This is a genomic window from Shigella sp. FC1544 (genome assembly GCF_001722145.1).
GTDB lineage: Bacteria > Pseudomonadota > Gammaproteobacteria > Enterobacterales > Enterobacteriaceae > Escherichia > Escherichia coli.
In genome coordinates this window covers 1-1,273 of sequence record NZ_MECT01000314.1, presented here as the reverse complement: position 1 = coordinate 1,273, position 1,273 = coordinate 1, and the positions used below count along the sequence as shown (strand labels likewise).

Genomic DNA, 1,273 nt, shown 5'->3' with positions numbered 1-1,273 from the left:
GCCGGAAATCTGCGAGGCTCCACACCTGCCAGTTTCACCCTTTTAACCATCATACTGCTCCGTGTTTAATTGTGTGGGATGCGTTCATTACATTTTCACCATTTTGCCACTGCGGCCCCGGAAGACGAAGATATGCCCGGAGAACGGGTCATCTTTCAGCGTGTTCTGCACCTTCGAAGCCAGGCCATTGAAGCCACAACGCATATCTGTGATGCCAGCGATGATCCAGATTCTGGTACCGGTTGGCAGCGTTATCATCGGGTACCTCCTTTCATTTCGCGGATTAGCGCCCGTAACAGTTCCGGAGTGAGAGGGTCAAACAGTTTTACCACACCTGATTTAAGATGCAGCTCGCACCGTGGGACGTTTCCGGGAGCCCCCTCAGGGCGCTCATCATGCTTGTTACGCCAGAAGGGATTTGTAACTGGTCTGGTCGGCTCCGGCGTATCAGTCAGTGCCACCGGGACAGGCATGCATTCCTGTATGTCATCATCGCTCAGTAAGCCGTCCTCGTACTGGCTTTTCCATTTAAACAGCAGGTTATTATTGATATCGTGTTCTCTGGCGATCCGGGCAACAACAGCCCCAGGCTGTAACGCCTGCTTAGCCAGACGGACCTTAAATTCACGGCTATAGCTGGTTCGCCGTTCTTTTCGCCATGAGCTTTCTCTGATTTGAGGCTCTGTTAATTCCTTCTTTCTGTTGGCATAAAGGATGGCGTCAAGTTGAGCGAATGAAACTGAATCGGGCAATGGCCATGCGATACCGGATGCAAGAAATCGCTGAAAAAGCGTATGTATTGTGGAATGACTGAGACCCAGACGCTGAGCGATGGCCCGGATGGTCAGTTTATCTTCAAATCTTAAACGCAGGGCATCAGGCAAATAAGAACGGAAGCAGGGAATATCTTTTGTTGTCTGGGAATTCATCGTTCGTGTCCATCAATATAGATGGGCGTGATTGTTGCCAGACAGGACAATTTTCACAAGACGTCGCTGATGGGGCGCTTACGTCGCTGATGGGGCGCTTACATTAATCCCGTACTCTCTGGCCAGTTGGGCCACGCAGGCCCCTAGCTGGTAAGATTTTTCAATAAGATCAAGCTTAAACTCCATAGAGTCATAGAGTAAGAGGCACGAATCCTGCGGGGGCGAAGAGAATCTGACATTGATAGAGTGAACCGCCCCGGGAATCCTGGAGACTAAACTTCCTGAGAAAGAGGTAAACAGGATGACTAAAAATACTCGTTTTTCCCCCGAAGTCCGTCAACGGG

The 1,273-nt window shown here is 50.4% G+C and carries 1 protein-coding gene and 1 pseudogene; both read right to left on the bottom strand.

Features of this window, described 5'->3' with window-relative positions; translation table 11 throughout:
• Nucleotides 1-90: 90 nt before the first annotated feature.
• Nucleotides 91-258: pseudogene (gene tnpB / locus BGK49_RS15040) on the bottom strand (IS66 family insertion sequence element accessory protein TnpB); the annotation flags it as partial.
• Nucleotides 255-929: an IS66-like element accessory protein TnpA gene (gene tnpA / locus BGK49_RS15035; protein WP_005031011.1), complete on the bottom strand. Its 675-nt coding sequence runs from the start codon at nt 927-929 to the stop codon at nt 255-257. The gene tnpA and the pseudogene tnpB, both read right to left, overlap by 4 nt.
• Nucleotides 930-1,273 lie beyond the last annotated feature (344 nt).